The organism is Cohnella sp. LGH, from assembly GCF_017671885.1.
Taxonomy (GTDB): Bacteria; Bacillota; Bacilli; order Paenibacillales; family Paenibacillaceae; genus Cohnella; species Cohnella phaseoli.
Genome location: NZ_CP072117.1, coordinates 4,249,065 through 4,276,064 on the forward strand (window position 1 = coordinate 4,249,065; position 27,000 = coordinate 4,276,064).

Here is a 27,000-nt window from a genome sequence, read left to right on the forward strand (position 1 = left end):
AGGCATGCCAGTATGCATCTTTTTTGTTATCGTGTACAATAAACAATAAATGGATCGGCCAAGCTGCCCATAACGAATCGGTAAAGGAAGGCTGACAGATGCTATCACTGTACCAAAAATATTGGAGAACCGCTTTCGATCTAGGTGTAGTCGCGCTCACCGTATGGCTGACGATGTACATATTCAGCTACTTATACAATCTTGCGACGCCTGTATTTCTCTCCTTTCTCATCTTCTGGATCATCGAACCGCTTGCAAAACGGCTTAACCGCATCGGGCTCCCGAAATCGATCGCCACCGGCATCAGCATGTTGTTTTTTACGCTGATCATCCTTGCCGTTTTCTTCGGGCTCGGATATATATTTACGATTCAGCTTACACAGCTCGCGGACGATTTGCCGAAATATCAGAAGCTGCTTCAAGGCCAGGTCAGCTCCATCGCGGAACGGCTGCAGAACGAAGCCGAGGCGCTGCCGCCGGATATCGCTAAAAGGCTAAGCGATGCGGCCGCCTACGTGACCGATCTGGGAGCGAATTGGGCCGGCAAATTTCTGAAATGGCTCGTTGGCTTCCTTAGCTCTTTCTCCTCGTTTATTTTGAACATTTCGATCGCTATCGTCCTTGCTTATTTCCTCAGCTTGGAGATCGAAAGCTGGAAGAAGGTTTCGGCGGACAGAGCGCCCAAAACGTTAAAAGTGGCGTTTGAGTTTCTGCGCAACAACGTGTTCAAGGGCATCGGCGCGTATCTGAAAGCGCAAGGAAAGCTGATCAGCATTACGTTCCTCGTCATTTTCGTAACATTGCTGGCGCTCGGCGTGAACAATGCGTTTTCCATCGCTTTGCTTGCGGGCATTTTCGACGTGCTCCCGCTGCTGGGCGTCAATACGCTGTTCATTCCATGGATCGCTTATCTGTTCATTGTCGGCGATACAACGCTGGCCATCTGCCTTACCGTGCTGCTGCTCGTCGTTACGCTGACCCGGCAATTTCTGGAGCCGAGAATTACCGGTCAGACCGTCGGCGTATCCGCCTTTACGATGCTTGCCTTCATGATGATTTCCTTATCTCTGTTTGGCGTGGCAGGTTTGATCCTGGCTCCGATTCTGATGATTTTGCTTAAAGCCCTGTACGATCAAGGCTACTTCCATAGTTGGATCCGGTTTCCGAGAGACGAATTTAATGTTCCCCCGCTTGCGCCGCAGCCTGCTTCCGATGAAGCTCCAAGCGCCGAAGCCCGTCCATAACATTGCCGAACACTGTCGCGCCGCGGTTGCGCAGGCCTGCCGGCTGATCCTCGATCAGCACGGCGACTGCGTACCGCGGTTTTTGGCCTACGGGACCGTATCCGACGAACCAATGATCGTTTCTCCCCTTCTGCTTGCCCGCAAGCTCGGCCGTGCCCGATTTGCCGGACAACGGCCACGCGGCTTCCCTCAGAGCGCTTGCAGCCGTTCCCTCCCGTACGACCGCAAGCATGCCTCTGCGCAGCGCTGCAGCCGTCTCCGGCTCGATTCCTCCGTACTTCGAGGGCGCGGTTTGCACGCCTAGCGAAGCCATCAGTCCACCGTCCGCATAACGTACCTCCTTCACCAGCCTTGGAGCAAATGCGCGGCCGTCGTTCAGAATCGTCACGATCATATTCGCCGCCTGCAGCGGAGTAACCCTCACGTCCCGCTGACCGATGCCCGTTCCCGTCCTCGCTCCTCCATCCTTTGCAATTTGCTTGCTTAAGAACACCGATCCGGCTTCTTCTTCGTCCAGCAGCCGCAGAGGTGCGCCATCGGCAAAACGATCGGTATGCCAGCCGATTTGTCTGGCAAAGCCCAACCTCTCCGCCGTAATTTGCAGCCAAGCCGGGTCCAGCCGCTCCGCCAGCGTCGCAAAAGCGACATTGCATGACTGCGCATAGGCTTGCTCAAGCGTCAGTCGGCCATGTCCGCCCTTTTTCCAACACTTGAGCCCGTATTTCCCGTAATGGCCGTTGCAGATGAACGTTTCGTGCCATCCCGTCACTCCCGCTTCAAGCGCCGCTGCCAGCGTCACCGTCTTGAACACGGAGCCCGGCGGCACGGCGGTGACTGCGTGATTGCGCTCATCCGTACCGTTGGCGCCAATATGATACGGGTCCAGCTGCGGAAGAGACACCATGGCGAGAATGTCGGCATTTGCAGCATCCAGTACGACTATCGCGCCTTTGCCGATTCCGTATTCTTTCATTGCAGATTCGGCTATGCGCTGAACGTCCAAATCCAGCGTAGTCGTAACCTGCAATGGAAAATGAGGATTGTCGTCGACGTTCAAGCGCAAGCCTAATCCATCCAACGGTCTTCTCGCGGCATCCGTTACCTGCTTTACCGTTGTCTCCGCTCTTCCTTGCAGCAGGCGGTCCAACGATTGTTCAAGCCCGGATCCGCCGAGGGGCGCCGTCAGCTTCATTCTTTTCTTGGCAATTTGGTCCCCGTACAGCTGCAGCGCGTGCTCGGGATGCTGTGAGATATATCCGATCGCATGAAGAGGCGTTATCCCTGAAGGGTATCGATTCGAGTATGGCAAAACGGCAACACCAAGCAGATGCGCCCGTTCCACCAGATGAATCTGCTTCGAAGTCAAATCGACGGCTTGTCCAGAGCCTGGAATCCGCCAGACGGCAGGCTCTCGCAGTCTGCTCCACCAAGCTGACAGCTCAGCCGGCTCAACGCCCAAGCTGGATGCCAGCTCGCGAATGTCCCGCTCGGCCCCTCTCGGCTGTCCGTTGTTCGGAAATGCCGCCAGACTTTGTACTGTATTGCCTGTCAGCAACCGCCCTCGGCGATCGCGAAACTGTCCCCGCCCGCTGTCAAGAAGCAGCGCGTCGGAATGCTGAAGAACGGCGTTGGCCTTCAGAGAGCCGCTTGCTCCCCTCGGCTCTCCGCCCCAAATTTGCAGCCATGCCAATCTTGCTCCCAGCACGCCGAACAGCGCCGCCAGCAGCACAAGTATCCGAAAAGCTCTTACGGCGATTTCCCGTCTCATCGCATTTGCCCCTTCTCTTTTTCTCCTTTCCCTAGCATTGCCATAATCGATATAGGTTGAACCTCAATCTAATGCGAAAAAAAGCCTCCTCCCCGTAAGCGGGAGAAGGCTTCTTCAGTGTGACTTAGGATACGGTAAACCGGCTTAGCGATTCGCGCAGCTTGCCCGATACCGCCTCCAGATTGCTCGACAGTTGCACCAAACCGTCGCTGATGCTTAATTGCTCGTTGCTCAAGGAAGCAACTTCCTCGGAAGTAGCCGAGGCTTCTTCGGCAACCGCGCTGACATTGCTCATCGCAAGCGCAAGCGTACTCTGCGCGCCTTCGAGCTGACGTACGGAATCGGTACCTGAAGAAAGTCTGTTTATAAAACCGCTCATATTGTCCTGAACCGTCACGAAAATCTGATTGGCTTCGCGAACCGAATCGATCTGCTCCTGAAAGATCGGATACGCTTCGGACAATACGCTGACCGTTTCTTCAATCTCGCTGGAAATCTTTTCGACAATTCCGCCGACAACGCTGATCGATTCGCGAGACTGATCGGCAAGCTTGCGAATTTCGTCGGCAACGACCATGAAGCCTTTGCCCGCCGCTCCGGCACGAGCCGCTTCAATCGTCGCATTCAAGGACAAAATATTCGTCTGCTTCGTAATATTGCCTAGCACATCGAGAATTTTGCGAATCGAACCGGTGCTTTCCTGCAGCTTGTCGACCTTCTCGACCATAGAACGAGTCATTTCTTCCGTCTGTCCCGTCTTCTGAATCAAATTGTCCATGTAGACTGAGCCCGTACGGCCTGCTTCCTCTACTTCGTTAGCCGACTGCCCCATCTCGACGTTGGAATCGATGACGGATTGAACTTGCGTGCCGATCTGAACGGTCAAATCCGAGCCCTTCTCTGCTTCCACCGCGAGATTCGTCGCGCCGTTGGCGATCTCTTCGGTTGCGACGGCGATCTCCTTGGCCGCTCCGGCCGTTTTGCGCGACGCATCGGACAGCGATGCGGCGGTCGCAAGCACCTCCTGCGCAGACAGGTTCGTCTGGCGGACAAGTCCGGTAATCTCTTCCATCATCCGGTTAAAGCTGTCGGATACTTGGCCGATTTCGTCCTTCTTGCGGATCGTGGAGCGAACGGTCAAGTTGCCGCGTTCGCCTTCGTTCATCAGCGTGCGCAATTGAGACAGCGGGCGCCCGACCGACAGCATGACGATCGCTCCGATTCCGCCCGCGATCAGAGCCGCGATCAGCGACATCAACCAAGTCAGATTGCTGATGGCTTTAGCATCTTTAACAAGGAAGGAAACCGGAATGTTGCCGACCAGCTGCCAGCCGTTCATGAAATTCCCTGCCGACGACAGCACCTTCGTTCCGTCGACCGTAATCGTTGCGGAAGAATCCGCCTCCGGCAATTCGAATTCGTAAGGCGTTCCCATCTTCGCGGCATCGGGACCGTACACGATCGTCTTATCGCCGGCAACGATGAACGCCGAGCTGCCCTCTCCGAAGTTAACCGACTCCATCTGGGCTTCAAGCGTTTTGATTTTGATTTCCAGCATTAGCAGGTAGGGCTTACCTTGGTTCAAAAGACGACCTAGGACGAAGGTTGGCGTGCCGCGAGAATTGTCCAGGCCTTTGGTCAGGGTTGAAACCCAGACTGCCCTGCCGTTCGCTTCGGAGATCGTCTTCAGAAACTCCTGTCCCCGAACTCCTTCCTGATTCAGCATCGACCCGGTGGAGATAAACTGTCCGCCTTCATCCAACGGGATTAAGGAAATGCTCTCGTAGTTGGAATCGGCCATCGCTACGCTGTTCAATTTCTCCGTCAGCTGACGGGCCGTATCGAACATTTCGTAATCGTCTTTCGTAACAGCGAGAGTGCCAAGCAAACTGGTAAACTTAGAATCGGTAATAAACTGTAGCGATTGCCGCTCGTAGCCTTCAAGCATCAAACTGATTTTGCCGGCAGTCTGCATAGCGGTCTGACTGCTCGAATCGGCAACTTTCTGTTGAATAATCGAACTCGATTTGGAGTAAGAGAACCACCCCAGAATCAGAACGCAAGCCAAAATGCTGCAAAAGATAAGCAGAAAAAGCTTCATTCCGACGGAACGTATCGGATTTTCGAATCTCGTCTCCTTCAGCTGACCGCCAACCTTTTTGGATAAACCGCTCACAGAATCGGAAACTTTTTTCCAATCCTTCGCTCCCATTTTCTCACGCCACGATTGCTTCATCTGCTTTAACCCTCCAACTATGTAGTGACGACTGACTAGCGGCACAAAAAAATAGACTTGCAGAAACACAACAAAGTATATATCGGCCGCTTGTGTGGGTAAGTTTACCTATGTTTGACACATTCGACAAACCTATTTCTATTTCCTCTTATTTCTTTGGAATTTTCTCGAAAAATTTACCTTCTGTTAACTTTTTAGTGCAAGTTTGAAAAGCCCGGTTCTCAGCACCTAATAGGCGGAATGAACCGGACTTGTGAATAAGTTTTTTACAGTCGTTTGCGCATAATGTCGAGAGGAGCGACAGGCTGTTCGGTTTTGACAAGAATTTTCTGAAGGGGATGGCGGGCAACCGTCAACGCATTTCCTTCTTCGTCCGCAAGCTCGCCCAGACGCTGAACGAACTGCCGGCCTCCCGGGCCGAAAAATTCGACTTCCATTCCCGGGCGAAACGGACTTCGCTGCTGAACGGTGGCGATCCCCGACGCTTCGTCATAGTCGGTAACGACGGCCGCGAAGTCGTAGGGAGCAGGCTTCTCCTCCGGCTCGTAAATATGTTCCTCCGTTCCCGGCGTCGTATAGAAAAATCCCGTATTAAGCGGCCGATTCGCCGCCTTGCCGATCTCGTCTACCCATTCCTGCCGCAGCTCATAGCGCTCCGGATCGGCCATGTAGGCGTCGATCGCCTGACGATAGGCGTTCACGACCGAAGCGACGTAGTGGATACTTTTCATCCGACCTTCGATTTTGAAGCTGTCTACGCCCGCATCGATCAAATCGGGAATATGCCGAATCATGCACAGATCTTTGGAGCCCATCGTAAAGCTATTTTCTCCCGGCTCCATAACCGATTGCTCGTCCGCATGCAGGTCGTATTTCCAGCGGCACGACTGGCAACAGCCGCCTCTGTTCGAATCCCGGTCTGTGAAATGGTTGGAGAGCACACAGCGCCCCGATACGGAGGAGCACATCGCGCCGTGGATAAAAACTTCAAGCTCGATATCTACCTTGGCTTTCATCTCGGCGATTTCATCCATCGTCGTTTCCCTTGCAAGCACGACGCGCGGCAGCCCTTCCTCTTTCCAGTAGCGCACAGCCTGCCAATTCATCGTCGACTGCTGCGTACTCAGATGGACCTCCAGCTTGGGTGCGACCTGTTGCGCCATTTCCACAATGGCGGGGTCGGCGGCGATAATGGCGGCGATTCCAGCGCTCTCAAGCTGGCGCAAATAATCGGCGATCCCGTCCAAATCCTCTTGATGTGCGTAAATATTAGTGGCGACGAATACTTTGGCTCCGTATTTGGCCGCGAATTCAACGCCTTCGCGCATCTCTTCGAAACTGAAGTTATCGGCGTTGGATCTGAGACCGTATTTCTGGCCGCCGATATAGACGGCATCCGCTCCGTAATGAACGGCAAACTTCAACTTCTCCAAGCTGCCGGCCGGCGCCAGCAGCTCGGGCTTGTCCAGACGCGTCCTCTTGCCCGCGTAACGAGGCTTAACGCCCGCTGCGACATGACTCATCGTCATTCCTCCTGATCTTAATCGTCAATATACCTGTTCTTTATATAAAAATCCGAAGCCCAGCTCTCTGTCCGGACTTTGCAGCCGCTGAATGCTCTCCAACGCCTCTTCATTTAATGTATACGCTTCGGGCTCTCTCTGCCAGCGATCAAGAGCTTCTCGATAGCCTTTCAACACCGTTTCGTTATATTCGGCTGATTTGAGCAACGGCTCGATATACAAGCTGTCGACGCCCGCGTTAATGATTTCGGGCAGCGCCTCAAGCAAACAAATGTCGTCGGGACTCATCACATGCGTGCCGTTCTCGTCCTCGTATACCGGAAATTTCTCGTCCGGACGCTCCGCTTCGACGAGGAAAAGCCCTTGGTCCGGCCCTTTGCGGATCAGAGTCGCTTCCCGACCGAGATGCTGCATGTAGCTTTCCAGAAGATTGCGGTGAGAATGATAAATGTTCGTCATCCCGTGCACTTGAACCTGTATTTCGATCTTTGTCTTCGTCTTCAGATCGACGATCTCCTCTTCGTTCAGCTCGCGGGCGATCACGGCGCGCGCGGCGCCTCTTCTTCCCCAATAAGCTGCGGAAGAAGAATTCGTTCCCGTCATCTCGGCATTCCAGAAAAGCTGCAGATCGGAAGCATGCTCTCGTGCGTACATCAGTATCGCAGGATCGCCGAAGACGACCGCATCCGCTCCGGCCTCTCGAACCGCTCGCAAATAACCGGGCAGTTCGTCCAGCTCGTGGTTGCGGAACAACTTGTTCATATTAACGTACAATTTGGCGCCGAGCCGATGAGCGAGCAGAACCGCTTCCTTAAGATCGTCCCGTCCAATGTCTCCCGGCTGCCGCATGCCGTATTTGGATTCGCCGATAAGAACCGCAGAAGCTCCGGCACGAATATATCGCTCGATCTGGTCGATGGAGCCGGCGGATATGAGCAATTCAGGAATAGCTGTCGTAATGGTGATGCACCTCCGGGAAATCTTCGACCCGGCAAGCTTTACCGCAGCATCTCAAAAATGCTGTGGAACGGCTGGCCGGGTCGGTGCGCATTTCTTCGAATGCGAATGATTATTGAACGGCGTTTTTCTCGCTCAGCTTAATATTCTTCTGATGCTGCGAGTAAGTTTCCGCGAAGAGATGGGTATTGGTCCCGTCCTTCTTCGTTACGTAGTACAAATAATCCGTTTGATCCGGATACAGGGCGGCTTCGATCGATTTAAGGCTCGGAGCCGCGATCGGTCCCGGCGGAAGTCCTTGATTCAAATACGTATTGTAAGGACTCTTCACCTTAAGATCCACTTCAAGCAGCCGCTCCTTCTGCTTATCGAGCAAATACTGGATCGTCGCATCGATCTGCAGCGGCATCTTCTTCTTAAGCCGATTCTGAATGACGCTTGCCACGATCGGACGCTCCTCGTCGACGACGACTTCTCGTTCCACTAAGGAGGCGATCGTTAACAGCTGATGCACCGTTAATCCGCGATCCTCCATCACGCTGAGCCAGTCCTCCGGCAGCTGATCGAGCTTGCGGTCGAGTTCGGCCAACATGCGGTTAATGACTTCTGTCTCCGTGCTGCCCGCCTTCATCTCGTAAGTGTCCGGGAACAAGTAGCCCTCAAGCGGATAACGAAGATCTGCGTTCGTCGGAAGCCCCTTGGTCCAGATCGATCCGGTCCACAGCTCCGGCTTATTCGCCGCCTCCATGAACTTCTCCTTGTCCACGCCTGCCTTCTCCGCAAGCCGCTCGGCGATCTGCGGCACGGTGAAGCCTTCGGGAATCGTGAACTTGATCGTCTGGGCGGCGACAGTATCTCCCTCGTTCAGCTTGGCGACAATCTCCTCGCGCGTCATCCCCGGAGTCAGCTCATACTCTCCCGCCTGAAACCGCGAGCCCTCGCCCTCTAGCTTCAGCCAGCCGCTAAACAGAAAAGCGTTACGAATAAGTCCTTGTTCCTCCAACAACTCAATGACTTTCTGAGCTCGCATGCCGGAAGTAATCGTGAATTTTACCGGTGAGGAAGCCGCCGCCGTCGGTCTCAGGCCGTTCCAAACATAGAACAGCGCCCCTCCGACCATGACCAGCACCAAGCTCAGTGCAATCAGGAACGACCAGAGCAGTACTTTGGGCTTGCGGCGCCGCACGGCCGGAACCGACGTCGTCGTCGCATTGGGCTCTTGCCCGGCAGGCTCGGCGGACGCGGAGCGATCCGCCGTCCTTCCTCGGCCGGGTCCCTCCGAACGCAAAGATGCGGAGCGGGACAATTGAGGCAAGCTGCCGCTCTCTGTCGCCGCAGCCGCCTCGCTTCTGTCGGCTTGCCTGCTTTTCTCGTCCGTTATCCTGTCACCGTATACGGATCTCCATCCCGTTGTCGGTTCATCGTCTCTATTCAAGCTGTTTCCCCTCCAGCACACCTGTCGTCACCGAGAAAAAGAGCGGTCGCCCGCTCTTCGATCGATGGACTTTACGGCCGCTCGTCGCTGCCGAACTGCATATCGTCGAAAGCTTCGGCGACAAGCTCCCACTCTTCCTCGTCCGCGACGGATTCGAGTTCAAGCTCGCCGTCGGAATTCGAGACAACTTTGAACACTTCGATCTCGTCGTCCCGCTGCATTTCCTTCGTTTGCAGGATCGCATAGCGCGTATCGGCCACAATTAGCTCGGCGGCAATCCGATAGGTCAGAACCGCTCCGCTGTCGGCCAACAATTCGACGCTGTCTCCATAACGTCGGCTCAGCTCCGACAGCGATGAATCACTGCCGCCGCTCTCAGTCATCGGCTTCTCCAAACTCGCCGACCAACGTGTTGAACGTCTCTTCGACCATTTCCCATTCCGCAGGATCTTCAATCGGATAAAGCTTGATTTCGCCCTCATTATCCTCGTCGTAGCGGAAAGCGAACACTTCCTGCTCTTCGTCTTCGTCCTCGTCAGCCGGCACGACCATCATATACTTCCGGTCCGTGCCGTCATCGAGCTCAAAGCGCATAACGACTTCGAAAGGCTCGTCATTGCCTTCGTCGTCCGTAATATAGATCAATTCCGCTTCTTCTTCGTTATGATTCAAATCCGTCATGGACGATCCCTCGTTTCGATACCGAATCAAGATAGTTCTGCAGCAAAATCGCCGCCGCCATCTTGTCGATGACTTGTTTGCGCTTGCTTCGACTTACGTCGGCTTCGAGGAGCGTCCGCTCCGCGGATACCGTTGTCAGCCTTTCATCCCATAACTGCACCGGTAAATCTAGCTTCTGCCGAAGCTGCTCGGCAAATGCGATGCAATTTTCCCCACTTGGCCCGATCGTGCCGTTCATGTTCTTAGGCAATCCGACTACGATCGTTCCGACCTCGTACTCGGCGATCAGCTCCGCGATGCGAGCCTCCGGATCGGCGACGACTTTCTTATCGATCACTTCCAGCCCTTGCGCGGTCCAGCCGAATAAATCGCCCATCGCCACGCCGATCCGTCTCTCTCCGTAATCCAATCCCATCGTGCGGCGCATCGTCAACGGTTTTGCTGAAGATAGAAGCGAACGAGCTCTTCGATCAATTCGTCCCGCTCCTTCTTGCGAATCAGGCTGCGCGCGTTGTTATGTCTCGGAATAAAAGCAGGGTCTCCGGACAGCAGATAGCCGACGATCTGGTTGATCGGATTGTACTCCTTCTCAACTAACGCGTCGTGCACCGTGAACAGAATGTCTCGCGGCGAAACCTCGCGAGGGTCGGCCACAACATCAAATTTCATGGTTTGGTCGAAATGATTTTTATCCGACGTGCTCATCTCCAGCACCTCGCTTTCAATGACTGACTCTAACACCTAAATCCATCATAACATAATCTCCGTTCGACAGGAAATTAGTGGTTACGAAATCTGGGCCGAAACCAAAGACTCCGCAGCCTTCAACGCTTCAGCCAGCTTCGCTGGCTCTTTGCCGCCGGCTTGGGCCAGCTCCGGCTTGCCTCCGCCTCCGCCTCCGCAGATCGCGGCGATCTCCTTGATCAGCTTGCCGGCATGCAAGCCTCGCTTTACCAAATCCGGCGTCACCGCTACGATCAGGTTTACCTTCTCGCCGTCAACCGCCCCCAACACGAGAACCGCCGATTCAAGCTTGGTCTTCAGTTCGTCGGCAACTCCGCGCAGCGCGTCCATGCCGCCGGCATTCACTTGAGCGGCGAGCAGCGTCGCTTCGCCGACCTTCTTCGCCGAGGAGACGAGCTCCGCCGCTTCCAACCGACTGAGTTTGCCCTGCAGCGACTCGTTGTCTCGTTGTGCCTGCCGCAGTTCGCCTTGCAGCGCTTCGACACGTCTCGGCACATCGGCTACGCTGCTCTTCAGCAGAGCGGCGGCATCTTTCAGCAAACCAAGCTGGTCGTCAAGATAGCCGTATGCATAGCGGCCCGTTACCGCCTCGATCCGGCGTACGCCGGAGCCGATGCCTCCCTCGCTCACGAGCTTGAACAGCCCGATCTGCGACGTGTTGCGTACGTGGCAGCCGCCGCACAGCTCGAGGCTGTAGTCGCCGACGCGAACAACGCGGACGATATCGCCGTATTTCTCGCCGAACAGCGCCATCGCGCCCATCGCCTTCGCTTCGGCGATCGGCTTCAGACTGATATCCAGCTCGGTTCCAAGCCAGATCTGCTCGTTGACGCGGCGCTCGATATCGGCCAGTTCCTCGGCGGTTACAGCGCCGAAATGCGAGAAGTCAAAGCGCAGTCGTTCAGGCTCGACCAGCGAGCCCGCTTGGTTGACATGGCCGCCCAGCACATCCTTGAGCGCCCTGTGCAGCAGATGTGTGGCCGTATGGTTGCGAATCGTATCGCTGCGCTCCGATGAGTTGACGGAAGCCGTTACCGTATCTCCAACCTTCAGAAGGCCTCCGGTCACGACAACCTGATGAACAGGTTGTCCGTGCGGCGCCTTGCTCAGACCGGTCACTTCGGCATTGACGCCGTCGGCCAGCAGCACGCCGCGGTCGCTCACCTGGCCGCCGCTTTCCGCATAGAACGGCGTACGGTCAAGCACGACCAGCACCTTCTGGTCGACTCCGGCGACGTCGACGAACTCGTCGCCCGCCACAATCGCCTGTACGCGAACTTCCGCGCTCAGCGCATCATAGCCGATAAACTCGCTCTTGTCCGTATAGTCGGCGAGCGGTCCTCCCTGCACCTTCATGCTGTCGGTCTCTTGACGGGCGGCGCGGGCGCGATCCCGCTGCTCTTGCATCGCCTTGTCGAAGCCTTCGCGGTCGACGGTCATGCCTTGCTCCGTCGCGTAGTCCTCCGTCAGGTCGAGCGGGAAGCCGTAAGTGTCGTACAGCTTAAAAGCGTCCGAGCCGGAAATCTCCGCGCGCCCTTCGGCGCGAGCCTTGCCGCACAGATCGGAGAGAATCGCCAGACCGTCGGACAGCGTCTCGTGGAACCGCTCCTCTTCGGTGCGGATGACCTTCTCGATAAATTCCCGCTTCTCCACCACTTCCGGGTAGAAGCCGCCCATAACCTCGCCAACGGTCGACGTCAGCTCCCACAGGAACGGCCGGTCGACGCCAAGCACTTTGCCGTAGCGGACAGCGCGGCGCAGCAGACGGCGAATAATGTAGCCGCGACCCTCGTTGGACGGCAGCACGCCGTCTCCTACGGAGAACGTCACGGTGCGGATATGGTCCGCGATGACCTTGAGCGCAACGTCGTGTTCTTCGTTCGCTTTGTATTTCACGCCGGCGATTGCGCTCGCGCGCTCGATAAGCGGCATAAACAGGTCGGTGTCGAAGTTCGAATCGACGTCCTGAAGAATGGAAGCGAAGCGCTCCAATCCTGCGCCGGTATCGATGTTTTTGTTCGGCAACGGCGTATAGCTGCCGTCCTTGTTATGGTTGAACTGCGAGAACACGAGGTTCCACACCTCAAGGAAGCGCTCGTTCTCGCCACCGGGCGTGCACTCGGGATCGGACAGATCGCCGTACTTGTCGCCGCGATCGTAGAAAATCTCGGTACAAGGACCGCACGGCCCTTCGCCGATATCCCAGAAATTGTCCTGCAGCTTCACGATCCGTTCAGCAGGGAGACCGATCTTCTCATTCCAGTACCGGTAAGCTTCCTCGTCCTCCGGATAGACGGTGACGGACAGCCGCTGCGGATTGAAGCCGATCCACTCCGGTCCGGTCAGAAACTCCCATGCCCAGGTGATCGCTTCCTCCTTGAAGTAATCGCCGATGGAAAAGTTGCCGAGCATCTCGAAAAACGTATGATGCCGCCGCGTCTTGCCAACGTTCTCGATGTCGTTTGTACGAATGCACTTCTGCGAGTTGGTGATCCGCGGATTTTCCGGGATGACCCGGCCGTCGAAATACGCCTTAAGCGGCGCCATTCCCGCATTGATCCAGAGCAGAGACGGATCGTTGTGCGGAACGAGCGGAGCGCTTGGCTCGATTTTGTGGCCCTTGCTTGCGAAAAATTCAAGCCATTTGCTGCGGATTTCTGCTGCTTTCATCGGTTTCATAATCTCGTATCCTCCTAGGCGTCACCCAAAAAAAATAAAAAAACGCCCCTCAAAATCAGGGACGAATAGCTTCGCGGTACCACCCTGGTTATCGCTTGCTCATGAAGCGATCTCCTCTTGACGGGATAACGGCCCTGGCCGGCGGACTTGCCTCCGCACTCCGGAGCGAGCTTTCCCCTGCCCTTCGCAACGAAGATTTTTCCAGCCGTGTCCGCGTCGCAGTGGCGACGTCCCGAACCCGAAATCTTCTCTCTGGCGATGCGGACTGCGAGGTACTTATACTCCGTCAACGTGTTGCGTGATATGTTGCTATACCACATTAAATTATAGACAAGCGCGTTCGGCGCTGTCAAACGGTTTTTCGATGAATATAGTAGGCGGATACGTGCTGTACGACCACTTTCATCGCCGCATAGAACGGAACGGCCAAAATCATTCCCACGATGCCTGCCAACTCTCCTCCGATCAGCAGCACAAGAATGATCGTGAGCGGGTGCATTTTCATCGATTTGCCGACGACCTGCGGACTGATCACGTTGCTCTCCAGGTTTTGGCAGATCATATTCACGACAATGACCATCAACACCATTTTCCAAGAAATCGTCGTCGCCATAATCAGCGCGGGCAGCGCCCCGAAAAACGGACCTAAGTACGGAATAATATCGAATAGCGATACGAATCCGGCCATCAGCAGCGGATAGGGCATGCCAATAATCAAATAGCCGATATAAGCGAGCACTCCGACGCAGACGGATACGATCAACTGACCGCGAATGTAACTGCCAAGAGCCGCATCGATTTCCTTTAGCAGCCTTACCGCGTGTTTGCGCCTCGTCCGGGGCACATATTGCAGCGCCGCGCGCTCGAATACGTCCAGATCCTTCATCATATAGAAGGCCAGAAAAGGGACGATCATGGCGATAAACAGCACATTGACGACGGAATCGATGTTGTTGAGGAAATTCGCGATCCATTGCTCGACCCGCTTCTCCAGCGTGCCGATCGATCGGTTTATGCCGTCCCGGACAGCTTCCGGAAGCACATTGTTGTTATTAAAATGGTCGACAAACCCTTGCGCCTTCATCGTCAACTCGGGCATATGCTCATTGAGCTCCTCCACCTGGTTCATAAACATCGGGATGACGTTCATCAAAATCACGACGGATACGGAAAGAAAAACGGCATAGATAAGCAGCACCGCCGCCGTACGCGGAACTTTGCGATCATGCAGCATGTTGACGATCGGATTAAGCGTATAAGAAATGATCATCGCGACGAGAAAAGGAGCCAGTACCGCTTTGAGAAAACCGTACACCGACATCAGCATCGGACGAACGAGCACAATCAGGAACAAAACGACCAACAAGAGGATCGCATACACGAGCACGCGGAACAAACGATTTTTCGTGAACGTCTCCATCTCCGCACCCCCTCCTTCGCCCGCTGCACCCACAGGACGAGCATCCCTTCCAGTATATGCACTTGTCCGCGCGAGTAAACCAGAGACCGGTATGCAACGGCCGCAACCTTTCTTGCGTCATTTTTAATTCTGACAACTATGATGTCAGGATTAGTGTAATATGATCTCATTCAGATGATCCTGACGGGATCATTCGCAAAGGTGACGATGGCATGAGATTAAACCGCTTGCTTGGGATGACGCTTGAGCTGATGGCCAAGCGAAGGGTGACCGCCGCGGAGCTTTCCGTCAAATTCGAAGTGTCTGTGCGCACTGTCTACCGTGATGTCGAGCTGATCGATCAGGCCGGCATCCCGGTCGCCTCGTTCACCGGCGCGGACGGAGGGTTTGAGCTGATGGACGGTTTTTTCTTGACCCGCCAGTACTTCTCCATGGAGGACCTGTCCGTGATCTACGCGTTGCTAAAAGCAATGCAAGGAGCGCTGGGCAGCGCTGTAGCGCCCGCCATGCGGAAGTTGGCCAGCCTTCATCCGTCGCTGGGGTCGGACGAAGAATTGAGCAAAGCCGTCATCCTCGACATGAGCGCGACGGAACGCGACCGGGACATCGTTCATCGGTTGTTCCAAGCCATACGGCAATCGCGGATTGTCGAGCTTGCGTACTCGAGCGCTTCCGGCACACGGTCCGAACGCCGCGCAGAACCGCTCAATCTCCTCTGGGAGAAAGGCGTCTCGTATTTGGAAGCTTACTGTCGAACGCGCCAAGCTAAACGGTATTTTCGGGTTTCTCGCATCGAACGCCTACTTGTGACGGAGACGACGTTCGCCCCCCGAGCTCTTCCGGACGAGCCTGAGCGAGATCGCCAGTCGGGCATGCAAGCTCATCTGCGCTTCGATAAATCGGTCGCCACACGCGTGCTCGAACAGTTTCCCGGCGAAATCAACTACCAGGGGGATCGCATCGACGTTCGTACGACCTTTTACACCGAAGAGTATGCCCTTTCCGTCATTGCCAGCTACGGGACGAAGGTGTACATTGTGTCGCCGAACGAATTGCGCGATAGCGTTCTCTCCCACATCGAAGCCATCCGCCGCCACCATCAAAAAAGAAAAGAACGAGGAGAGATGTAAAGTGACGATTTTAGTTACTGGGGCAACAGGAACAGTCGGTCGGCATGTGACGGAATTGTTAGTCGAAAAAGGGGCTGCCGTGCGGGCACTTTCGCGTAATCCGGTGAAGGCTCGGAACAAGCTTCCCCAAGGCGTATCGATCGTTGCGGGAGATTTGATGAAGCCGGAGTCGCTACGTGAAGCGCTTCAGGGTGCGGAAGCGATGTTCCTGATCGTTTCCAGCGACGAGCCGGAAGCCGATCTTAACACCGACCCGGGAGTGGTGAAACTGGCGGAAGCTGCCGGCATAAAAAGAGTCGTCGTGCTGGTCGGTTATGAGGAAGGGGCAGCCGAACAAACCCTGCAAGCAAGCGGCATGCATTGGACCCTGGTGAAACCGGCCGAATTTATGGCGAACGCGCTGTCGGACTGGCAGCAAACGATTCGTACGGAAGGCGTCGTACGGGAGTTTCACGGAGCCGCACTTAGCGCCAAGGTGCATGAAGGAGACATTGCCGCAGTCGCTGTCGCGGCGTTGCTGGAGGATGGGCATCACAGACAGAGTTATATGTTGACAGGGCCGGAAGCGATTACGCGCAGGCAGTCGGTCGAAGCGATTGCGGCCGCAATTGGGAAGCCCGTACCGTTTATCGAATTGAGTGAGGCAGAGGCTCGGCAGCAATGGCGATCGCAAGGATACGACGAGGAAAGCGTGGATTTTTTTGTGCAGATGGCGATCCAACCGCCGGAAGCGGGTTACACTGTGCTGCCAACGATCGAACAGGTACTCGGAAGGCCGGCACGCACGTTCGCCGAGTGGGCTGCCGAGCATAAGCGGGAATTCCTGTAACGGAAGGGGAGCAGAAAATGACGATCGCCATCGAAGCGCAAAATTTGCGCAAATCTTTCAGGGGACGCGAAGCGGTGCGCGGCGTAGACCTATCGATCCGAAAGGGAGAGCTGTTCGCGCTCCTCGGACCGAACGGCGCCGGAAAATCGACAACCATCCATATGCTGACGACGTTACTTCGCCCGGACGCCGGCAGCGCGCGCGTCTGCGGCTGGGATGTTTCGAACAGCCCTGACGAGGTGCGAAAGCGCATCGGCGCCACCGGTCAATTCGCGGCGCTGGATGAAGCTTTGACAGGAAGGCAGAATCTTGTGCTATTCGCCGGTCTTTACGGCTATTCAAGCAAGGCTGCTCGCATGACTGCTGCGGAACTGCTCGCGGAGTTCGGTCTTACGGAAGCGGCCGATCGGACGGTCGACACTTATTCCGGAGGCATGCGGCGCCGTCTGGATTTGGCCGCCGGAATCCTCTCGCAGCCGGAAGCACTGTTTCTAGACGAGCCGACTACAGGGCTGGACCCGAAGAGTCGGCATGAGCTGTGGGAGGCGGTGCGTCGATTGGCGCAGCAAGGGACGACCGTGTTGCTGACGACGCAGTATTTGGAAGAAGCCGATCGATTGGCCGACCGGATCGGTTTCATTGCCGATGGCCGTATCGTCGCCATCGATACGCCGGAGCGCTTGAAGTCTTTGGTTGGAGGCAAAACACTGACCATTCGCCTTGCGGAAGGAAGTGATCCCGGCTCCGTCTGCAGCTTACTTGCCGTCGAGCGCGGCCTTACCGTCCAACCTTGCGGGGAGTGCCAGACTCTTAAATTGTCCATACCGGAAGCTTCGCTGGCTCATTCCGTCATCGCTACCCTGCTGCAGCATTCGGCGGCAGTCGTAGATTTCGCGTTGGGCGAACCAAGCCTCGATGACGTATACTTTGCCCTGACCTCCGGACGCTGCAAGGAGGCTACTTTATGAGCTTATTCGCAACGATGGAAATGCAACAACCTCCCCGCCGGTATCCCGGTCGTCTGGCCTCGACGACGCTATTCGCCGGGAGAACGCTACATCATATGGGGAACAACGGCTTCGGAATCGCCATAGAAGCCATTTTGTCGCCGATCGTAATGCTGCTCCTCTTCGTCTTTCTGTTCGGCGGAGCAATCGCCGGTTCCACGCAGGCGTACATCCAGTACTTGCTGCCTGGCATCCTTATGCTGACGGTTATACCGTTGACGGTGTACAGTGGAACTACATTGTGCTCGGATATCGCCAAAGGCGTCTACCTTCGGTTTCGCACGATGCCGTTCTGGCAGCCTGCCGCCATTCTAGGCTCCATCGCAGCCGAAGGATTGCGTTACATCGCCGCCCTGCTCGCTGTCCTGGCGACAGGAACGGCGCTTGGATTCCGACCGGAAGGCGGCATTGCAGGCGTGGTGCTTGCACTATTGTACGCCCTTTTGTTCTCTTATTGCATCAGTTGGATCTTCGCGCTGATCGGCAATTTGACCAAGCGGCCGGAGACCGTATCCGGCACGAGCATGATGATCATGTATCCGCTCCTGTTTGCCAGCAATGTGCTCGTCGACACCTCGTCCATGCCCGGTTGGCTGCGGTCGGCGATCGATTGGAACCCGGTCAGCATTGCTGTAAACTTAATGCGGGGATTACTGCACGGGACGTGGGACGCAGTTGGCCTGATAACCGGCATAGGATTACCGCTCATTCTCGCAGCCGTATTTGTCCCGCTGACGTTGTATGTATATCGAACCCGAGATGCCACGTAAATTGAAAAAAAACTACGACTGACCAAAATACAGAGTGTGTGAGTTGATTGGGCAGTCGTAGAAAAAAAGCGCCCCGTCCCCTGTTCCGGGGCGGGGCGCTTCTTCTCTTTACATGCCGTTGGCGTGAATATGGGCCGGGATCGCTTCCTCGAAGAACAAATCGTCGAGCGAGCTTAAAGTGCCGTCCTCTTCCACCTGGTAAACCGACATCTTCTCTCCGTTAACCGTCAGCTCGATAAAACAGCTCCAGCAATAAAATTGATGGGAACCGATTTTACCGATATCTTTAGAACTGCAATTCGGACATCTCATCATCCGTCTTCACCTGTCGCTTTCCACGTCGGCTCTCTCGTCAAAATCCGTTCGTAAGAAGCAGGCACCAATATGGCGTCGTCGCCCAGCGTCATCTTATCCGATGCGTCAGGCAGAAACAGCTGCCGTCTTCCTTCCATCACGTCCGCGAGAAACCCGTCCGTCAACTCGTATCCTATTATTTGTGTACCCTCGGATGGCTTAAAATAAACATCCGATACTTTGCCTAAATATTGTCCTTCAATCGTATAGACTGGCATATCCTTCAAGCGGACGATTCCGGAATGGAACGTCCTTAGCAGCTCTTTGCCGTTAATGGACGCGACAGCCGCTGCGTTGCGAATCAACAAAGCGTCTTCGCCAAGATGAACGATATCCTTCCAATAAACAATCTTGGACAATTTGCGGAACAGTCCCGATCGCGTGTGCCTGTCCAGCACGACTCCGACCAACCGCCAAAATTCGTCAAACCACAAATCCTTGATTTTTCCGACGCCTTTGCCGCTCTCGAACAGCACCGGCAAACCGAGAATGCGCTCCACTTGAAACATGCGGGCTCCTAACTTCAGCGTCTTGTTATGTATTACGCATAACGGGCTGAAATAGTTGCAATAATTTTCACCATTTTTTCGGCTTCATCTATAGTATTGCCCAAACCGAAGCTGAAACGTACAGCGGAAACGATTCTGTCGGAAGGAAGATTCATGGCCTCAAGCACATGGGAAGGTTTCAGGGAGCCCGAATTGCACGCGGAACCGCCGGAAGCGGCGACGCCCGCGAGATCCAAATTCATCAGCATGCTTTCGGAGGAGATGCCGGGAAAACTCACGTTGAGCACATGGGGAAGCCGGTCATCCTGATGGCCGTTTACGACAAATCGCTCTGGTCCGAGCTGCTCCGACAATTGCCGCAACACCTCGGCTCTTATGCTCTCGGCGTGCTCCCAGCGGTTGTGCCGATTGAGGCAAGCCAGTTTTGCCGCAGCGGCGAATGCCGCAATTCCGGCAACGTTCTCCGTTCCCGCCCGGCGGCTGCGCTCCTGAGAGCCCCCGTAGAGCATCGGCAGCCATGGCGTCCCTCTGCGTACGTATAATAGGCCTACGCCTTGCGGGCCGTTGATTTTGTGGGCCGACACGCTCAACAGATCAATCGGAAGCTCGCGAAAATCAATCGGCAAATAGCCGAATGCTTGTACCGCATCGACATGTATGACTGCGCCGTGTCGCCGTGCGAGTTCCCCGATCTTGGCGATTGGCTGGAGCGTGCCCGTTTCGTTGTTGCCGGCCATGACGCTGACGACCGCGGTGTTCTCGTTTATAGCCGACTCCGCATCCTCAAGTCGAACTACCCCGTGTTCGTCCACAGGAAGAATCGTCAGCTCGAAGCCTTCCGCTTCAAGCTGACGGCAGGCGTTTAGCACCGCATGGTGCTCGACCGCCGTCGTGACGATTCCGCTGCGGCCTTTCAGCCGCTGAGCGCGCGCGGCTCCGAATAGAGCGGAATTATCACTCTCCGTTCCGCTGCCCGTGAAGACGAGCTCCGTCGGGGAGCACCCAAGCGCCTCCGCGAGCGCGTCCCTGGCGACGGAGATTCGCTCCCGCGCCGCGCGGCCGGCCGCGTGAAGGCTGGAAGGGTTGCTCGGCCCTGCAGACGCAGCCTCGACGTAAGCCTCGATTGCCGCCGCATGCATCGGAGTCGTTGCCGCATGGTCGAAGTATATGGAATTCAAGCCGCGCCCCTCGCTTCACCGATCTTTTTGAACTATCGCTTATTAAATGTAGAACATGTAGTTGTTGAGCTTGTCCTCGCCCTTGAACGTGATCAGATCGTGAAGCGTCGTCGAGTCGAGCACTTCCGCGATGCTGTCGCGAATTTTGAGCCACAAATCGCGTTTCGCCGGATCGTCCTCTTCTGTAAAATCTACCGGACTGATCGGACCTTCAAGAATACGGATGACGTCTCCGGATGAGATCGTCTCCGGATCCTTCGAGAGAATGTAGCCGCCATACGCACCGCGCACGCTCTTGACGAGACCTGCGTTGCGCAGAGGCGCAATCAGCTGCTCCAAGTAGTGCTCGGACAGGCTGTTTTTCTCTGCAATGCTTTTTAATGAAATCGGCCCTTCGCCGAATTTAGCCGCAAGCTCCATCATGATCGTTAAGCCGTAGCGGCCTTTAGTCGAAATTTTCAATTCGAACACCTGCTTTCATGCCGTCGTCGGAAAATGGAGGGTATCCCCATAATAAATATATGTTATCACAACTATTCTCTTTGTGGGCAAAAAAAACGTGACATATTCATGAAACGCCCGGTTATGTGAGAATTATTATACTTTGTGCTAAAATAAATAAGTTGAATGTTCTTAATGAGGTGAAGCGGATGAACAATCTAGAGGCCTATACGGCATCGCTGGAGGCACGGTTCCCGGATCCGTCCAAAGTGCGCGTCGTCGTCGGCATGTCCGGAGGCGTAGACTCCTCGGTGACCGCACTGCTGCTTAAAAGACAAGGCTTCGACGTCGTCGGAGTATTTATGAAAAACTGGGACGATACCGACGAGTTCGGCGTCTGCACGGCGGAAGAAGACGCCGAGGACGTGCGAAGGGTATGCAGCCAGATCGGCATCCCCTGCTATACCGTCAATTTCGAGAAAGAATATTACGACAAGGTCTTCGAATATTTCCTCGCCGAATACCGGGCCGGGCGAACGCCTAACCCGGATGTCATGTGCAATCGCGAGATCAAGTTCGGCGAATTTCTGCAGAAGGCGCTTGAGCTTGGCGCCGACGCCATCGCTACCGGTCACTATGCCCGGCTTGAGCTGCGCGGCGGCAAATACGAGTTGCTCCGGGGCGTGGACTCGAACAAGGATCAGACCTATTTCCTTCATGCGTTGAATCAGGCCCAGCTATCTCGCGCCATGTTTCCGATCGGCCATCTGCAGAAACCGGATGTTCGCAAAATCGCCGAAGAAGCCGGCCTCTCTACCGCCAAGAAAAAAGACAGTACGGGCGTCTGCTTCATCGGCGAACGTAACTTCAAAGAGTTCCTTAGCCAATACTTGCCGGCCAAGCCGGGCAATATGGTCGATCTCGTCAGCGGCGAAACGAAAGGTCGCCACGACGGACTCATGTACTATACGCTCGGCCAACGGCAAGGTCTTGGAATTGGCGGCTCGGGAACGGGCGAACCGTGGTTCGTCGCAAGCAAAGACTTGGCGACGAACACGCTGTACGTCGTCCAAGGGGACGCTCATCATAGCCTCTATTCCGTCGGCTTAACCGCCACCGGCGTCAACTGGATCAGCCCGGACGAGCCTGTTAGCCCGGTTCGCTGCATGGCCAAGTTCCGCTATCGTCAGCCGGATCAGGGCGTCACCGTTACGCCTCTTGGAGGCGGAGAGTATCGGGTCGAGTTCGACTCGCCGCAGAAGGCGATTACGCCGGGACAAGCGGTCGTTTTCTACGATGGCGAAGTGTGTCTTGGCGGAGGTACGATCGATCTGGTTCATATGCTTGAACCGGCAGCAGCGCAATAATCGCAAGCTACTACACAGCGTTTCGGATGCTTGTCCCGCTAAAAAGAGGCCTCTCGGCCTCTTTTTTGTCCGTTATGAAACCCGTCCGGCGCTCTCGGGTTGGCTTAACTCAGGCGCTCCATCTCTTCGTCGCTGATCTCGAAATTGTGGTACACATCCTGTACGTCGTCGTTATCCTCGAATGCGTCCATCATCTTCATCAGCTTCTCGGCATTTTCGCCTTCCGCAGCCACCGTATTTTGCGGAAGCCAGCGAACGCTTGCCGTCTCGAATTTGTAACCCGCCTCTTCCAGCTTGCCTTTCACCGCTTCGTAATCCTCCGGCGTAGACAAAACTTCGAAGCTCTCGTCGCTGATGACGACGTCCTCCGCTCCGGCTTCCAGCGCTTCCATCATAAAACTGTCTTCATCCGGCGAGCTCTCGTCGCGAGGAATGACGAGCAGTCCTTTATGATCGAACATATAGGATACGCAGCCCGATTCTCCCAAATTTCCGCCGCGTTTGCCGAAAATCGAGCGAACGTCCGAAGCGGTCCGATTGCGATTGTCCGTCAGGCATTTCACCATGATCGCCACGCCGCCCGGACCGTATCCTTCGTACATAATTTCCTCGTAGTCGTCGCCTTCTCCGGCTCCTGCCGCTTTCTTGATCGCTCTGTCGATATTGTCGGCTGGCATCTGGATCGCGCGAGCGCTGGCGATGGCGCTTCTGAGTCCGTAATTGGATTCCGGATTCGGGCCGCCCTTGCGCGCCTGCACGTAGATTTCACGTGCCAGCTTCACGAAACGGTTGTTTTTAGCTTGATCGGCTTTCCCTTTGCGGTCGGCGAACAGCTTGAATTTTGGCATAACTTTGTACCCCCAGGGAACATAGGAATTGAATCGATAAAAATCACCAATTATTTTACCACTTGGGCTGCCATACGGTCAAAGGGGGAGGAAAATTCGGGGCATGCCATGCAGTTCAAATACACTACATAGTCTGATCCCGCCGCTTTTCCCCAACACAAATAAACAAAACCCCCGGTAGACCAGGGGTTTCGCTGCTGTTCGTGATATGAGAAGCAAGTCTGGCTCGCAGACTTACAGTTTAACCACGTTGGACGCTTGAGCACCGCGATTGCCTTGCGTAATTTCGAACTCAACTTCTTGACCTTCTTCCAAAGTCTTGAAGCCATCGCCTTGGATTGCCGAGAAGTGAACGAATACATCGTTTCCGTCTTCTACGGAGATAAATCCGTATCCTTTTTCTGCGTTAAACCATTTTACTGTTCCTCTCAAATGAAAAACCTCCTAAAATCTCGCCGTTGATCGGCGAATACGATGATTATAACCGAAATTACCCTTTTTTGCAATATATTCTGGTCGTAAATCATCCATTCTTTAGGAGCTTCTCAGCCTTCATCGCTCCCTCTTTTAACCAGTTTCAATAGCGGACTGCGAACGGGCGTAAACGGCAAACCCGCCGGAAGAAGCTCATGGGAGGCGACGTCCGCCAGCCCTTCGATAACCCTATTCAAAAAGGAGCAGGGTTCCCATTTTAACGTGACAAGCGGATACACTCTAAGCTCCCCGCCGGGACGAAGTACGCGAATGAGCTCCCGCAGGGCGGCTGCATGAAAATGCTCGTCAAAAGCATCGGCATATAAAAATAGAAAATGACTGCACAGAGCAAGCTCGAACGTATCGTTCTCGAACGGCAACCGGGGAAGCGCGGCAGCGAAATATCGCGACCAAGCATCCTCCTTGCGGAAATCCTCCGCGAACAGCGTCATGGATCGTTCCCGGATCTCGCGCTGACGCTCCGGAGAACCGTAATAGCTCCAATCAAAGCTCGCGGCCATTGCGGCAATTTTAGCCGAAGCGGTCTCGATCTCCTTGTACCCCGTTGCGATGATCTCATCCGTAATTCCTTCATAGAAAGGATCCACAGCCATCGCTCGTACGCCCTTCGCGTGCAGGTGAGCGGTAAAGGAGGATGCTCCCCCCGCTACGTCTAGCACGGGGCCTGTTAAATTCGCAGGGTCCAGCTTAAACATGGCGCAGTACTCGTCGAACGAACGGCAGGTCGAGGCGACCCCCGTCTGCGGATACGCTGGCACAGCTTTTTCATTTGTCATCTGATTCCGTTCTCCTCTCGTCTCATCCATCTCATCTCAACTCGGCTGCTAGCTCCACCCGCCCTCTGGCGGATTTCATTGTAGAATCCCATAGATCATCCGCACTGTCAACCTCGATTTTCCAGCGTTACATTGATTTCTCTGTTGAACTCTTCTATGATGAAAAAAACGGCATTTGCTGCCCTAGCCCAGGAGTGTTCTATGTTCGCTAAACATACCGTCTATAAACATGATAACTACAATATGCTGACTGTAGAAGTTCAGGGCAAGACGCTGGTCGTCCGCGAAATTTCCGAGCAGTGGGGCGAAACCTGCCATAAGTTCCTCAGCCGCCCGGAGATGATGGATTGGGCCCAAAAACGATTTTTGCCCGAGGATTTCCCGGATGGGGAAGAAGGACTGCGAAATACGATGGAGAAATTGAAATCGATCTGATTCAGCTCCATTCCGAATAGTTGAGATTGCAAAGGAGTCCGCCCTCGAATGAATAACGAAGCCAATCTGATCTTTATCATCTCGTCATTCTGCCTAGCCGTCGTGCTGATCTTGACCCGGGATCGGGTTCCCGAGCGAATGCGGCGACCCATGGCTATTATTACGATTGCGCTTGTGCTGTTCGCTTTTTTCCTGATCGTCTATAACCTCTTCATTATCGGCGCTTAACAGGGGCATACTACTCCGGAAACTTATTCCAAGACCGGAGGCCCGTCATGAAGAAGCTTATCCTGCCGCTGACCGCTTCGGTCGCGGCGCTGTCTTTGCTGTGCACCGCCGTCTCGGCCGATTACGATCCATCATTCAGGAGGTTGAAGATGTCTATGAAACAAGTCGCCGCAAGATCCGAAGTGTCGCAGGAGCACCGTTGGAAACTCGAAGATCTATATCCGAATCAACAAGCATGGGATGCCGAATACAGCGAGGTCAAGAAGCTGAAGGGCGAGATCGCCGCCTACCAGGGCAAGCTGCAGGATGCAGCCGCCATAGCCGGCTGCTTTGCTCTTGACGAGCAAATTTCCCAGCTGGCCGAACGGCTTTACGTATACTCCAACATGCGGCACCATGAAGATATGGCCGAGCCGAAATATCAGGCGTTGTCCGACAAGTCCAAGAAGCTTAGCGTAGAAGTCGGCGAGGCGACCTCGTTCATTACGCCCGAAATTCTCGCCTTGTCCGAACAGCAATTGACCGGGCTCATCGCCGATCCGTCTCTCTCCAAGTACAAGCGTACTCTGGAGGAAATGCTTCGTCAGAAGCCGCATACGCTCTCCAAGAGCGAAGAAGCGCTGCTGGCCCAAGTCGGCAATGTATCGCAAGCCCCTAGCACCATCTTCGGAATGATGAACAATGCCGACATGAAGTTCCCTAAGGTGAAAAACGAGCAAGGCGAAGAAGTCGAGCTGACCCACGGTAGATACATTCAATTTCTGGAAAGCAAAAACCGGGACGTGCGGCGGGATGCCTTCAAGGCCATGTACGACACGTACGGCAAATGGCGCAACACGCTGGCCGCTACCTTAAACGCCAACGTGACGAAAAACCTGTTTTACGCCAAAGCCCGGAATTATCCTTCCGCTCTGGAGATGTCGCTGTTCGGAGACAACGTTCCGCAGTCCGTCTACGATAACCTGATCTCGACCATTCATGAATTTTTACCGTTGATGCACCGCTATATGGACCTGCGCAAGAAGCTGCTTAAGCTGGACGAATTGCATATGTACGACCTGTTCGCTCCGCTCGTCGAAGAGTTCGACCTGAACATCACCTACGAGGAAGCGAAGAAAACGGTGTACGACAGCCTCTCCCCGCTTGGCGACAACTATCGCAAAGTGCTTCAGGAGGGCTTCGACAGCGGCTGGATCGACATCTACGAAAACCAAGGCAAGCGCAGCGGGGCATACAGCTGGGGCGCCTACGGCACGCATCCGTATGTGCTGCTCAACCATAACGACAATTTGAACAGCATGTTTACGCTCACGCATGAGATGGGCCACGCTCTGCATTCCTACTTCTCGGACGAGAGCAACGAGTATCGCGACGCGCAATATACGATTTTCTTGGCCGAAGTCGCCTCCACGCTGAACGAAGCGCTGTTGATGAACTACTTGCTGGGCAAGTCGACCGATCCGAAGGAAAAAATGTATTTGCTCACCTACTATGCGGATCAATTCCGGACGACGGTATTCCGTCAGACGATGTTCGCGGAGTTCGAGAAAATCATTCATGCGAAAGCGGAAAACGGAGAAGCGCTGACACCTCAGGAGTTAAGCTCGATCTACTACGACTTGAACGTGAAATATTACGGCAAAGACATGGTTGTCGACAAAGACATCGAAATGGAATGGGCGCGAATTCCCCATTTCTACACGAGCTTCTACGTATTCAAGTACGCGACCGGCTTCTCCGCCGCGACAAGCTTTGCCAAACAGATTCTCGACGAGGGCCAGCCTGCCGTCGACCGCTACCTCGGCTTCCTGAGAAGCGGCGGCAAAGACTATTCGATCAACATTTTGAAGACCGCCGGCGTCGACATGTCCTCGCCTGAGCCGATTCGCCAGGCGATGAGCGTATTCGAGAATTTGATCGAGCAGATGGAGCAAATGACGAAATAA

At 54.9% G+C, this 27,000-nt stretch carries 27 protein-coding genes; 9 read left to right on the plus strand and 18 right to left on the minus strand.

The window, feature by feature from the left end:
* The first annotated feature begins 98 nt into the window (after positions 1–98).
* Complete coding sequence (locus J4772_RS18370; RefSeq protein WP_116060518.1) at positions 99–1,244, plus strand: AI-2E family transporter; 1,146 nt, start codon at positions 99–101, stop codon at positions 1,242–1,244.
* On the opposite strand, the gene J4772_RS18375 is transcribed toward J4772_RS18370, so the two are convergent.
* The 11 genes from J4772_RS18375 to J4772_RS18425 all read right to left on the minus strand — a co-directional run bounded on the left by J4772_RS18375 (position 1,177) and on the right by J4772_RS18425 (position 14,687).
* Positions 1,177–3,012, minus strand: coding sequence for a peptidoglycan D,D-transpeptidase FtsI family protein (locus J4772_RS18375; RefSeq protein WP_209076560.1), 1,836 nt, complete (start codon positions 3,010–3,012; stop codon positions 1,177–1,179). The genes J4772_RS18370 and J4772_RS18375 overlap by 68 nt on opposite strands.
* A 124-nt stretch (positions 3,013–3,136) precedes the next feature.
* On the minus strand, positions 3,137–5,248 hold the full coding sequence (locus J4772_RS18380) for a methyl-accepting chemotaxis protein (RefSeq protein WP_247741136.1): 2,112 nt from the start codon (positions 5,246–5,248) through the stop codon (positions 3,137–3,139).
* A gap of 266 nt (positions 5,249–5,514) precedes the next feature.
* Complete coding sequence (locus J4772_RS18385) at positions 5,515–6,777, minus strand: peptidase U32 family protein (RefSeq protein WP_371822875.1); 1,263 nt, start codon at positions 6,775–6,777, stop codon at positions 5,515–5,517.
* Between the two features lie 18 nt (positions 6,778–6,795).
* Positions 6,796–7,710, minus strand: coding sequence for a peptidase U32 family protein (locus tag J4772_RS18390; RefSeq protein ID WP_209076563.1), 915 nt, complete (start codon positions 7,708–7,710; stop codon positions 6,796–6,798).
* Positions 7,711–7,840: 130 nt separating this feature from the next.
* Entirely contained in the window at positions 7,841–9,163 is a 1,323-nt protein-coding gene (gene mltG, locus J4772_RS18395; RefSeq protein ID WP_209076564.1) for an endolytic transglycosylase MltG, read from the minus strand.
* 71 nt (positions 9,164–9,234) lie between these two features.
* Positions 9,235–9,546, minus strand: a complete 312-nt coding sequence (locus tag J4772_RS18400; RefSeq protein WP_209076566.1) for a DUF1292 domain-containing protein — start codon at positions 9,544–9,546, stop codon at positions 9,235–9,237.
* Complete coding sequence (locus J4772_RS18405; RefSeq protein ID WP_116060512.1) at positions 9,539–9,844, minus strand: DUF1292 domain-containing protein; 306 nt, start codon at positions 9,842–9,844, stop codon at positions 9,539–9,541. Before J4772_RS18405 ends, J4772_RS18400 begins: the two co-directional genes overlap by 8 nt.
* Positions 9,825–10,271 (minus strand): Holliday junction resolvase RuvX, encoded by a 447-nt coding sequence (gene ruvX, locus J4772_RS18410; RefSeq protein ID WP_116060511.1) that lies wholly within the window; start codon positions 10,269–10,271, stop codon positions 9,825–9,827. Before ruvX ends, J4772_RS18405 begins: the two co-directional genes overlap by 20 nt.
* 2 nt (positions 10,272–10,273) lie before the next feature.
* Entirely contained in the window at positions 10,274–10,549 is a 276-nt protein-coding gene (locus J4772_RS18415; RefSeq protein WP_116060510.1) for an IreB family regulatory phosphoprotein, read from the minus strand.
* Positions 10,550–10,630: 81 nt separating this feature from the next.
* On the minus strand, positions 10,631–13,258 hold the full coding sequence (gene alaS / locus J4772_RS18420; RefSeq protein ID WP_305827881.1) for an alanine--tRNA ligase: 2,628 nt from the start codon (positions 13,256–13,258) through the stop codon (positions 10,631–10,633).
* A gap of 358 nt (positions 13,259–13,616) precedes the next feature.
* Positions 13,617–14,687, minus strand: a complete 1,071-nt coding sequence (locus J4772_RS18425) for an AI-2E family transporter (RefSeq protein WP_116060509.1) — start codon at positions 14,685–14,687, stop codon at positions 13,617–13,619.
* 212 nt (positions 14,688–14,899) lie between these two features.
* Between J4772_RS18425 and J4772_RS18430 the strand changes: the two genes are divergently transcribed.
* Genes J4772_RS18430 through J4772_RS18445 form a run of 4 tightly spaced genes read left to right on the plus strand, consistent with a single transcriptional unit; the run spans position 14,900 to position 18,423 of the window.
* Complete coding sequence (locus tag J4772_RS18430) at positions 14,900–15,817, plus strand: helix-turn-helix transcriptional regulator (RefSeq protein ID WP_209076570.1); 918 nt, start codon at positions 14,900–14,902, stop codon at positions 15,815–15,817.
* 1 nt (position 15,818) lies between these two features.
* Complete coding sequence (locus J4772_RS18435) at positions 15,819–16,646, plus strand: NAD(P)H-binding protein (protein WP_209076572.1); 828 nt, start codon at positions 15,819–15,821, stop codon at positions 16,644–16,646.
* Between the two features lie 17 nt (positions 16,647–16,663).
* A complete protein-coding gene (locus J4772_RS18440; RefSeq protein ID WP_209076573.1) occupies positions 16,664–17,614 on the plus strand; it encodes an ATP-binding cassette domain-containing protein in 951 nt (316 codons plus the stop codon).
* Entirely contained in the window at positions 17,611–18,423 is an 813-nt protein-coding gene (locus tag J4772_RS18445) for an ABC transporter permease (RefSeq protein WP_209076575.1), read from the plus strand. The genes J4772_RS18440 and J4772_RS18445 overlap by 4 nt, the downstream gene beginning before the upstream one ends.
* Positions 18,424–18,531: 108 nt before the next feature.
* Here J4772_RS18445 and J4772_RS18450 read toward each other — a convergent pair whose 3' ends face one another.
* The 4 genes from J4772_RS18450 to cymR are packed head-to-tail and all read right to left on the minus strand — an operon-like array spanning position 18,532 to position 20,926.
* The gene (locus J4772_RS18450; protein ID WP_116060504.1) at positions 18,532–18,738 is read right to left on the minus strand and encodes a hypothetical protein; all 207 of its coding nucleotides are present in this window, start codon (positions 18,736–18,738) and stop codon (positions 18,532–18,534) included.
* The gene (locus tag J4772_RS18455) at positions 18,735–19,286 is read right to left on the minus strand and encodes a PRC-barrel domain-containing protein (protein WP_209076577.1); all 552 of its coding nucleotides are present in this window, start codon (positions 19,284–19,286) and stop codon (positions 18,735–18,737) included. Before J4772_RS18455 ends, J4772_RS18450 begins: the two co-directional genes overlap by 4 nt.
* Before the next feature lie 32 nt (positions 19,287–19,318).
* A complete protein-coding gene (locus tag J4772_RS18460) occupies positions 19,319–20,464 on the minus strand; it encodes a cysteine desulfurase family protein (protein ID WP_209076579.1) in 1,146 nt (381 codons plus the stop codon).
* A gap of 42 nt (positions 20,465–20,506) precedes the next feature.
* Complete coding sequence (cymR, locus tag J4772_RS18465) at positions 20,507–20,926, minus strand: cysteine metabolism transcriptional regulator CymR (RefSeq protein WP_116060501.1); 420 nt, start codon at positions 20,924–20,926, stop codon at positions 20,507–20,509.
* 188 nt (positions 20,927–21,114) lie between these two features.
* On the opposite strand from cymR, the gene mnmA reads away from it, so the two are divergent.
* Positions 21,115–22,272 (plus strand): tRNA 2-thiouridine(34) synthase MnmA, encoded by a 1,158-nt coding sequence (gene mnmA / locus J4772_RS18470; protein ID WP_209076580.1) that lies wholly within the window; start codon positions 21,115–21,117, stop codon positions 22,270–22,272.
* Between the two features lie 104 nt (positions 22,273–22,376).
* On the opposite strand, the gene J4772_RS18475 is transcribed toward mnmA, so the two are convergent.
* The 3 genes from J4772_RS18475 to J4772_RS18485 all read right to left on the minus strand — a co-directional run bounded on the left by J4772_RS18475 (position 22,377) and on the right by J4772_RS18485 (position 24,391).
* Positions 22,377–23,120, minus strand: a complete 744-nt coding sequence (locus J4772_RS18475; RefSeq protein WP_116060499.1) for a YebC/PmpR family DNA-binding transcriptional regulator — start codon at positions 23,118–23,120, stop codon at positions 22,377–22,379.
* A gap of 234 nt (positions 23,121–23,354) precedes the next feature.
* The gene (locus tag J4772_RS18480) at positions 23,355–23,552 is read right to left on the minus strand and encodes a cold shock domain-containing protein (RefSeq protein WP_116060498.1); all 198 of its coding nucleotides are present in this window, start codon (positions 23,550–23,552) and stop codon (positions 23,355–23,357) included.
* Positions 23,553–23,665: 113 nt separating this feature from the next.
* Positions 23,666–24,391 carry a class I SAM-dependent methyltransferase gene (locus J4772_RS18485; RefSeq protein ID WP_247741137.1) on the minus strand — a complete coding sequence of 242 codons (726 nt, stop codon included), beginning with the start codon at positions 24,389–24,391 and terminating at the stop codon, positions 23,666–23,668.
* 201 nt (positions 24,392–24,592) lie between these two features.
* On the opposite strand from J4772_RS18485, the gene J4772_RS18490 reads away from it, so the two are divergent.
* The 3 genes from J4772_RS18490 (at position 24,593) to pepF (ending at position 27,000) form a co-directional block, all read left to right on the plus strand.
* Positions 24,593–24,826: a hypothetical protein gene (locus J4772_RS18490; RefSeq protein WP_116060496.1), complete on the plus strand. Its 234-nt coding sequence runs from the start codon at positions 24,593–24,595 to the stop codon at positions 24,824–24,826.
* Positions 24,827–24,874: 48 nt separating this feature from the next.
* On the plus strand, positions 24,875–25,054 hold the full coding sequence (locus J4772_RS18495; RefSeq protein ID WP_116060495.1) for a hypothetical protein: 180 nt from the start codon (positions 24,875–24,877) through the stop codon (positions 25,052–25,054).
* A 155-nt stretch (positions 25,055–25,209) separates the two neighbouring features.
* The gene (pepF, locus tag J4772_RS18500) at positions 25,210–27,000 is read left to right on the plus strand and encodes an oligoendopeptidase F (protein ID WP_209077251.1); all 1,791 of its coding nucleotides are present in this window, start codon (positions 25,210–25,212) and stop codon (positions 26,998–27,000) included.

What these genes read in the sequence shown, in the direction of transcription:
- J4772_RS18370 (WP_116060518.1), top strand. Translation starts at nt 99, where the DNA reads ATGCTATCACTGTACCAAAAATATTGGAGAACCGCTTTCGATCTAGGT.
- J4772_RS18375 (WP_209076560.1), bottom strand. Translation starts at nt 3,012, where the DNA reads ATGAGACGGGAAATCGCCGTAAGAGCTTTTCGGATACTTGTGCTGCTG.
- J4772_RS18380 (WP_247741136.1), bottom strand. Translation starts at nt 5,248, where the DNA reads ATGAAGCAATCGTGGCGTGAGAAAATGGGAGCGAAGGATTGGAAAAAA.
- J4772_RS18385 (WP_371822875.1), bottom strand. Translation starts at nt 6,777, where the DNA reads ATGACGATGAGTCATGTCGCAGCGGGCGTTAAGCCTCGTTACGCGGGC.
- J4772_RS18400 (WP_209076566.1), bottom strand. Translation starts at nt 9,546, where the DNA reads ATGACTGAGAGCGGCGGCAGTGATTCATCGCTGTCGGAGCTGAGCCGA.
- J4772_RS18405 (WP_116060512.1), bottom strand. Translation starts at nt 9,844, where the DNA reads ATGACGGATTTGAATCATAACGAAGAAGAAGCGGAATTGATCTATATT.
- ruvX (WP_116060511.1), bottom strand. Translation starts at nt 10,271, where the DNA reads ATGCGCCGCACGATGGGATTGGATTACGGAGAGAGACGGATCGGCGTG.
- J4772_RS18415 (WP_116060510.1), bottom strand. Translation starts at nt 10,549, where the DNA reads ATGAGCACGTCGGATAAAAATCATTTCGACCAAACCATGAAATTTGAT.
- alaS (WP_305827881.1), bottom strand. Translation starts at nt 13,258, where the DNA reads ATGAAAGCAGCAGAAATCCGCAGCAAATGGCTTGAATTTTTCGCAAGC.
- J4772_RS18425 (WP_116060509.1), bottom strand. Translation starts at nt 14,687, where the DNA reads ATGGAGACGTTCACGAAAAATCGTTTGTTCCGCGTGCTCGTGTATGCG.
- J4772_RS18430 (WP_209076570.1), top strand. Translation starts at nt 14,900, where the DNA reads ATGAGATTAAACCGCTTGCTTGGGATGACGCTTGAGCTGATGGCCAAG.
- J4772_RS18440 (WP_209076573.1), top strand. Translation starts at nt 16,664, where the DNA reads ATGACGATCGCCATCGAAGCGCAAAATTTGCGCAAATCTTTCAGGGGA.
- J4772_RS18445 (WP_209076575.1), top strand. Translation starts at nt 17,611, where the DNA reads ATGAGCTTATTCGCAACGATGGAAATGCAACAACCTCCCCGCCGGTAT.
- J4772_RS18450 (WP_116060504.1), bottom strand. Translation starts at nt 18,738, where the DNA reads ATGATGAGATGTCCGAATTGCAGTTCTAAAGATATCGGTAAAATCGGT.
- J4772_RS18455 (WP_209076577.1), bottom strand. Translation starts at nt 19,286, where the DNA reads ATGTTTCAAGTGGAGCGCATTCTCGGTTTGCCGGTGCTGTTCGAGAGC.
- mnmA (WP_209076580.1), top strand. Translation starts at nt 21,115, where the DNA reads ATGAACAATCTAGAGGCCTATACGGCATCGCTGGAGGCACGGTTCCCG.
- J4772_RS18475 (WP_116060499.1), bottom strand. Translation starts at nt 23,120, where the DNA reads ATGCCAAAATTCAAGCTGTTCGCCGACCGCAAAGGGAAAGCCGATCAA.
- J4772_RS18485 (WP_247741137.1), bottom strand. Translation starts at nt 24,391, where the DNA reads ATGACAAATGAAAAAGCTGTGCCAGCGTATCCGCAGACGGGGGTCGCC.
- J4772_RS18490 (WP_116060496.1), top strand. Translation starts at nt 24,593, where the DNA reads ATGTTCGCTAAACATACCGTCTATAAACATGATAACTACAATATGCTG.
- J4772_RS18495 (WP_116060495.1), top strand. Translation starts at nt 24,875, where the DNA reads ATGAATAACGAAGCCAATCTGATCTTTATCATCTCGTCATTCTGCCTA.
- pepF (WP_209077251.1), top strand. Translation starts at nt 25,210, where the DNA reads ATGAAACAAGTCGCCGCAAGATCCGAAGTGTCGCAGGAGCACCGTTGG.